At 73.7% G+C, this 6,360-nt stretch carries 5 protein-coding genes; 4 read left to right on the plus strand and 1 reads right to left on the minus strand.

All coding sequences use genetic code 11. The features are described from left to right. The first annotated feature begins 6 nt into the window (after positions 1 to 6). The 4 genes from ACFC09_RS30520 (at position 7) to ACFC09_RS30535 (ending at position 4,996) form a co-directional block, all read left to right on the plus strand. Positions 7 to 408, plus strand: coding sequence for a PPOX class F420-dependent oxidoreductase (locus tag ACFC09_RS30520; protein WP_376533568.1), 402 nt, complete (start codon positions 7 to 9; stop codon positions 406 to 408). A 235-nt stretch (positions 409 to 643) separates the two neighbouring features. Then, positions 644 to 2,047, plus strand: a complete 1,404-nt coding sequence (gene cysS, locus ACFC09_RS30525; RefSeq protein WP_376533569.1) for a cysteine--tRNA ligase — start codon at positions 644 to 646, stop codon at positions 2,045 to 2,047. A 148-nt stretch (positions 2,048 to 2,195) separates the two neighbouring features. Further along, a complete protein-coding gene (gene rlmB, locus ACFC09_RS30530) occupies positions 2,196 to 3,137 on the plus strand; it encodes a 23S rRNA (guanosine(2251)-2'-O)-methyltransferase RlmB (RefSeq protein ID WP_376533570.1) in 942 nt (313 codons plus the stop codon). 128 nt (positions 3,138 to 3,265) lie between these two features. Then, positions 3,266 to 4,996, plus strand: a complete 1,731-nt coding sequence (locus ACFC09_RS30535; protein ID WP_376533571.1) for a DoxX family membrane protein — start codon at positions 3,266 to 3,268, stop codon at positions 4,994 to 4,996. 372 nt (positions 4,997 to 5,368) lie between these two features. Here ACFC09_RS30535 and ACFC09_RS30540 read toward each other — a convergent pair whose 3' ends face one another. Beyond that, positions 5,369 to 6,103, minus strand: a complete 735-nt coding sequence (locus ACFC09_RS30540; protein WP_376533572.1) for an NDP-sugar synthase — start codon at positions 6,101 to 6,103, stop codon at positions 5,369 to 5,371. Between the last annotated feature and the right edge of the window lie 257 nt (positions 6,104 to 6,360).

Here is a 6,360-nt window from a genome sequence, read left to right on the forward strand (position 1 = left end):
CCCGTCATGTCCGTCGCCCTGCCCGACCGGCTCAAGGCCCTGCTGGACAGCCCCGTCTTCGTCGTGCTCGGCACCGTCCAGCCCGACGGCAGCCCGCAGCTGTCCCCGGTGTGGGTGAAGCGGGAGGGCGACCAGATCCTCATCTCCACGACGGTCGACCGCCGCAAGAAGCTGAACCTCGACCGGGACCCCCGGGTGAGCGTCGTCGTGCAGGACCCCGACTCGCCCTACGAGTACGCCGAGATCCGCGGCAGCGCGGAGCTGACCACCGAGGGCGGCCAGGAACTCATCGATGAACTCAGCCTGAAGTACACGGGCAAGAAGTACGCCGAGTTCGCCCCGGACTCGGTGCGGGACGCCGAGCGGGTGGTGGTGCGGGTCACCCCGCGCCGGGTCGTCGGCATGTGACCGCGCACCGGCAGGCGTCCGCCCGCCGGCACGTGACCGCACCCCGGCAGGCGTTCCCGCACCGGCGGGCTCCGGCCCGCGCGGGCGGCTCCGCCCGGCCGGCGTCCACTCCCGCGCGGGCCGGGCGACGGTGCTCGTCCGCTCCCCGCCGCCCGGCCCGGGACGACATCACGAATGCATGCCCTTTGGGCGGAACGGGCGCGAGGCACTGGCCCGCGCCCACTACCCTGGAGTGGTGACCATTCGCCTGTACGACACCAGCGCTCGGCAGATCCGTGACTTCACCCCGCTCAAGCCGGGTTGTGTCTCGATCTACCTGTGCGGCGCCACCGTGCAGGCCGCACCGCACATCGGGCATATCCGCTCGTACCTCAACTTCGACATCATGCGCCGCTGGTTCCGGTACCGCGGCTACCAGGTGACGTTCATCAGGAACGTCACCGACATCGACGACAAGATCATCGCCAAGGCGCACGAGCAGGGCCGGCCCTGGTGGGCGATCGGGTACGAGAACGAACGCGCCTTCAACGACGGCTACGACGCCCTCGGGTGCCTCCCACCGACCTACGAACCGCGCGCCACCGGCCACGTGCCCGAGATGGTCGAGATGATGCAGCGCCTCATCGAGCGCGGGCACGCCTACGCGGCGGACGGCAACGTCTACTTCGACGTACGGTCCTTCCCGCAGTACCTGGAGCTGTCCCGGCAGGAGCTGGACAACCTCCAGCAGCCGGCCGGCGCGGGCGAGACCGGCAAGCGGGACGCGCGGGACTTCGCCATGTGGAAGGCCGCCAAGCCCGGCGAGCCGACCTGGCCGACGCCGTGGGGACGCGGGCGTCCGGGCTGGCACCTGGAGTGCTCCGCCATGGCGCACAAGTACCTGGGCAGCGCCTTCGACATCCACGGCGGCGGGCTCGACCTGATCTTCCCGCACCACGAGAACGAGATCGCGCAGGCCAAGGCGTACGGCGACGACTTCGCGCAGTACTGGGTGCACAACGCCTGGGTGACCATGGCCGGCGAGAAGATGGCCAAGTCGCTCGGCAACTCGGTGCTCGTCTCCGAGATGGTCAGGCAGTGGCGGCCGATCGTGCTGCGCTACTACCTCGGCACCCCGCACTACCGCTCGATGATCGAGTACAGCGAGGAGTCGCTGCGCGAGGCCGAGTCGGCGTTCGCGCGGATCGAGGGCTTCGTGCAGCGGGTGGTGGAGAAGGCCGGGGGAGTCGTCGAGCCCGCGGCCGAGGTGCCGCCCGCCTTCGCCGAGGCGATGGACGACGACTTCGGCGTCCCGCAGGCACTCGCGGTCGTGCACACCACCGTCCGGCAGGGCAACTCCGCCCTCGCCGCCGACGACAAGGAGGCCGCCGTGGCCCGGCTCGCCGAGGTGCGGGCCATGCTCGGCGTCCTCGGCCTCGACCCGCTGGACGCGCACTGGGTCGGCGAGGGCGGCGACCGCGGCGAGGATCTGCACGGCGTGGTCGACAGCCTCGTACGACTCGTCCTCGACCAGCGCGAGTCCGCCCGCGCCCGCAAGGACTGGGGCACCGCGGACGCCATCCGCGACCAGCTGAACCAGACCGGCCTGGTCATCGAGGACAGCCCGCAGGGCCCGCGCTGGAGCCTCGCTCCGCGCTGAGTCCGCCCGGCGCCCGGGACCGGTGGAGCCGTCCCGGGGGCCGACCGGTACCCGCCCGTCCGCGGGCGGGCACACTGCACCAGACAGACATACACACATTCGTGCGACGCTTCACACGTACGACGCTTCAACAGACGGGTAGTGGGTCATGGCCGCGAACAACCGCCGCATGTCCGGCAAGAAGGGCGCGCAGGTCGGCAGTGGCGGCCAGCGGCGCCGGGGCCTGGAGGGCAAGGGGCCGACCCCGCCCGCCGAGATGCGCAAGGGGCACGCCAAGCAGCGCGCCGCCGCGGCGAAGTCCCGCCGCGCGCAGGGCCGTCCGCAGCAGCGCCGCGGCGGCGGCAGGTCCACGTCGGAACTGGTCGTCGGCCGCAACCCGGTCGTCGAGGCGCTGCGCGAGGGCGTGCCCGCCTCCACCCTCTACGTCCAGCAGTTCATCGACAACGACGAGCGGGTCCGCGAGGCACTGCAACTCGTCGCCGAGCGCGGTGGCATCAACCTCATGGAGGCCCCGCGGCCCGAGCTGGACCGGATGACGAACGGCCTCAACCACCAGGGTCTGGTGCTCCAGGTCCCGCCGTACGAGTACGCCCACCCGGAGGACCTGGCCGCGGCCGCGTATGACGCGGGCGAGGACCCGCTGATCGTCGCCCTCGACGGGGTGACCGACCCGCGCAACCTCGGTGCCGTCGTCCGGTCGGTCTCTGCCTTCGGCGGGCACGGCGTCGTCGTCCCCGAGCGCCGCGCGGCCGGCATGACCGCGGGCGCCTGGAAGACGTCCGCCGGTACGGCCGCCCGTACGCCCGTCGCCCGCGCCACCAACCTGACCCGTGCCCTGGAGGCGTACAAGAAGGCCGGGATGGTGGTCGTCGGTCTCGCCGCCGACGGGGACGTGGAGCTGGGTGACCTGGCGGCCCTGGAGAGCCCGGTCGTGATCGTCGTCGGCAGCGAGGGCAAGGGCCTGTCCCGGCTGGTCGGCGAGACCTGTGACTTCCGGGTCCGGATCCCGATGCCGGGCGGCGCCGAGTCGCTGAACGCGGGTGTGGCGGCCGGCATCGTGCTGTACGAGACGGCACGCCGCCGGGCCTGAACGCACGTGCGTCAGTCCACTCACACGGGTTAATTCCGGTGCCATTCCGTCGTCCTGGACAAGCTTGACGCGGTCCGGACAGATCCGACGGGGCATGACAGTGTCCAAACCCCATGTCACTCGGTTAGATGAGTGTGGACACCAGAACACCCCGCACACCCACGGGGGACCGTTCGTCGGGATACGACGACGCTCCCGCGCTGAGCATGGTGAAGGTGCCGAGCGATCCGGCGCAGGTCATCGTCAATCACGCGAGCTTCCGCGTGCAGCTGGGCGCATCGACACGGCGTAGCCAATCCCCGCGTGTGGCGGGGCAGTTGGGCGCCGCCCAGGATCCCGCCCGCGGCCCGGCCGCGCCGCGGCGCCGCCCGGTCGTCTGGAGCGGCCGGCTGGCCCCCGACGACACCGGCGGCCACCGGCTGCTCCAGGCGGTGCGGGGCGGCGTCCGGCACGCCGACGAGCCGTCCTTCGACGCCGGAGCGGCCACCCAGGTCATCCCGCGCATCGACACCGGCTACCCCGACCACACCGGATACGACGGCTACGACGGCTACGACGGCTACGCGGGCTTCGACCAGACACGGACCGCCGAGACCCCCGTGGTCGGCCCCCAGCGCACGCCGCCCGGCACCGGCGAGACCAGACTCCTGCCGCACATGCGGACCGTCGGCAGCGCGTACGACGAACCCGGCTACGCCGACGCGGAGTTCGACGAGTTCGAGGACTTCGACGAGCCGGCCGGCGCCGACGGCGAGGCCGCGGGCAAGCGCCACGGCGACGACCCGGCGCGGCACGCCTACTACCCGGGCCGCCGGATGAACCTCGGCGTCGTGCTGCTCCCGCTGCGCATCTTCCTCGGCTTCATCTCCGTCTACGCCGGCATGGGCAAGCTCTGCGACCCCGTCTACTTCGACGGCGGCAAGCGCGGCTCGATGGTGAAGTGGCTCAACACCCTGCATCCCTGGGACGTGGCCGAGCCGCTGCGCCAGTTCGCCCTCCAGCACCCGGTCGGCTCCGGTCTGGTCATCGCCTTCCTCCAGGTCGTCGTGGGCGTCCTCACGGTCCTGGGCTGCTGGCAGCGGGTCGCCGCGGTGGTCGGCGCCGGGCTCTCGGCCGCGCTCATCGTCACCGTCAGCTGGAAGACCGTACCCGCCTACGACGCGCCCGACATCATCTACCTGGCCGCCTGGTCGCCGCTGGTCATCGCCGGTGCGCCCGTCTACTCGGTGGACGGAAGGCTGGCCGGCCGGGCCTGGCGCACCCTAGGGCCCCGCTCCGACATCTGGGCGCTGCGCCGCTACGTGCTGCGCCGCGGTGCCCTCGTCACCGTCGTCACCGTGGGGCTCACCCTGCTCGTCGGCTCCCTGCTCGGCGGTGCCGTGCGCGACTCCAGCCGGGTGGTCGTGCCCGGTCCGGGCGAGGCGCCGCGCAACAACGTGCCCGGTGCGCCGCTGCCCGACGACGACCCCGGTCTGCGGCAGTCGACCAGCCCGTCGGCGTCCAGTGCGCCGAGCGGCGGCGCCACGGCCGGTGCCGGACCGTCCGGTGCGGCGACGACCCCGGGCGCGGCCCGCTCGTCCGGTGCCGCCGTGGGCGGTGCGCCGAGCCAGACCCAGGGCACCGTGGGCCAGCCACCGGCACAGCGGAACTCCCCGGTCGGCCAGGCCCCCGCCACCACCGCGGGCCCCACCGCCGGCGGTACGCAAGCCGGTGGCTCGGGCGGCGGTTCGACCGGCGGCTCCGGCGGCGGTGCGGGCAGCACGGCCGGTTCGGGCAGCTCGGACGGCGGCGGCTCCGGCTCGTCCGGCTCGGGCCAGTCCGGTGGCGGCGGACATCTGGTCGGCGGCCTGCTCGGCTGACACCGCCCACCGCGCCCGCCGCGGGCGCGGGACAGGAACGTACGGCAGGAACGTACGACAGGGGTCCGGCACCTTCAGTGGTGCCGGACCCCTTCGACGTACCGTGCGCGCTCCGGCGGTGGGACGGCACGCCGGACGGCCGGACGGACGGCGACCGGTGGACGTTGACCGGTGGACGTTGACCGACGGACGGCGACCGGCGGACGGCGACCCGGCCGGGGGCGCTCGGCGGACCGCCGCGGGGACCGTCCGGTGGAGATCCCGTCTCGGTTGTGGGCGGCCGTGGGCGGCCGTCAGTGGGGCCGTCGCCGGCCGTCGGGTCTCGCCCGGTGTGGGCGGGCGGGGCGCCCGGTGGACCGGCCGCGCGCGCCGTCAGCGGCGGCCCAGCGCCGCCAGTTCCTTCGCCGCCTCCGTCAGGTCCTTCGCGGTGTCGATGGCGCGCCAGTACGCGCCGTGCGGGATCGGGAAGCCGGCCAGGCGGCGCTCGCGGGCCAGATGCGGGAACGTGGTGCGCTCGTGGTCGCCGCGCTCGGGCAGCAGTCCGGCGAACTGGGCCGAGAAGACGTAGACACCCGCGTTGATCTCGAAGGTCGACGGCGGGGCCTCGATGAAGTCCGTGACATGGCCGAAGCCGTCCGTCTGGACGGCGCCCCAGGGGATGCGCGGCCGGGCCAGGGCCAGGGTGGCGACGGCGTCGCGCTCGGTGTGGAAGTCCGCCATCTCGCGCAGCGAGAAACGGGTCCAGATGTCGCCGTTGGTGGCGTACCAGGGCCGGTCCGGGTGGGGGAGACGGGCCGCCGCGTACTTCAGGCCGCCGCCGCGGCCGAGCGGTTCGGGCTCCACGACGGTGTTGACCCGCAGCGGCAGGTCGGCCGTGTCCAGCCACTTCTCCAGGACGTCGGCGAGGTGGCCGCAGGAGACCACCACGTCGGTGACGCCCTCCTCGGCGAGCCAGGAGAGCTGGTGGCCGATGATCGGGGTGCCCGTGCCGGGGATCTCGACCATGGGTTTGGGCCGGTCGTCGGTGTACGGGCGCAGCCGGGAGCCCTGGCCACCGGCGAGGATGACGGCTTGAGTGGGGCGCGACGCGGCGTTCGGATCGGTCATGCCCGAACTGTACGTGGCACGCCCCACCGGGTCGGCCGGTCGCAACGGGCTTCTTGAACGGCCGTTACCGACTTCCCAACGATTGCTTGCCCGGTGGCGGCCGGACGGTCCTGGGCGATCGGCCACAGCCGTCCGGCCCAGGGCCGGGGGGGGGCGCCCCGGCCCCCCCCCCCCCCCCGGCCCCGGGGGCCCCCGGGGCGGGGGGGGGCCGCCCCCGCCCCGGCGGGGGGCGCGGGCCGGGGGCGCGCGCCCGCGCG

It is taken from the genome of Streptomyces sp. NPDC056161 (genome assembly GCF_042268025.1).
Taxonomy (GTDB): domain Bacteria; phylum Actinomycetota; class Actinomycetes; order Streptomycetales; family Streptomycetaceae; genus Streptomyces.